Below are 886 nucleotides of genomic sequence, written 5' to 3' on the forward strand. Positions count from 1 at the left end.
GCGCTGAACCTCGCCGCCTACAACGGAACCGGCACACCCGTCGACACGCTGTTCAGCAAGGCCTCGCCCTTCTACTCGGACACGCCGCTGCGCAAGGCGGACAAGGCCACCGCCCAGCGACTGTTCGACGAGCTCGCCGCGGAAGGCAAGCCGGTGTCCTTCGCCGTCTCCACCGCCCCCACCTCGGAGAGCAGGACGACGGCGGAGAACATCCAGGCCCAGCTCGGCACGTTCAAGAACGTCAGCGTCCAGGTCAAGATCATCGAGGTTGCCGACATCGTCTCGCTGCGCACGACGCACGACTTCGACGCGACCACGTCGTCAGCGTTCTTCCAGGACCCCGAACCACGGCTGTGGACGGCCTTCAGCGGCGACTCGCCGGCGAACCTTTCCGGGATCGCCGACAAGGCGCTCAACGACGCCCTGCTGGCGGGGCGGACAGGCGCATCGGAACAGGACCGCGAGAAGGCCTACGACGCGGCGCAGGCACGGTTGACCGAGGCGATGCCGGCTATCTTCCTCACCCGGTCGGCGCCTGCCGTCATCACGGGCAAGAACGTGGGCGGCATCGTGCAGTACGGTACGGGTTCCCTGCTACCCGAGGATCTGTGGATCGCGAAGTAGCCCAGGACCCCGGTTGCGGCGTCCAGGAAAACGCGGTGTTTCTCTGACCCGGCGTCATCTCGACGCGCCAGAACCGCCAGCGGATCGTCCGCGCATGCGTCCCACGTGACGATCAGGTGCCAGGCACAGGAATGTGGCTTTTCCCAGTTGGCCGGAATCTGTAGTCAGCTGATCACGCCGCCTGCGGCGGGGTGGTTGACGGTGTGTAGCCAGGTGGGGCGGGTCGCGCGGGAGGCGAAGTAGCGGGCGCGGAGCCGCGCTT

Annotated in this window: 1 protein-coding gene; it reads left to right on the top strand. The window is 67.2% G+C overall.

Annotated features, from left to right (window positions below; genetic code table 11):
• On the top strand, positions 1–624 hold a 624-nt coding region (locus FMEAI12_RS00320; RefSeq protein ID WP_368672037.1), incomplete at its 5' end, for an ABC transporter substrate-binding protein.
• Positions 625–886: the final 262 nt, after the last annotated feature.

Origin of the sequence: Parafrankia sp. Ea1.12 (assembly GCF_900465275.1) — a bacterium.
Lineage (GTDB): Bacteria > Actinomycetota > Actinomycetes > Frankiales > Frankiaceae > Parafrankia > Parafrankia soli.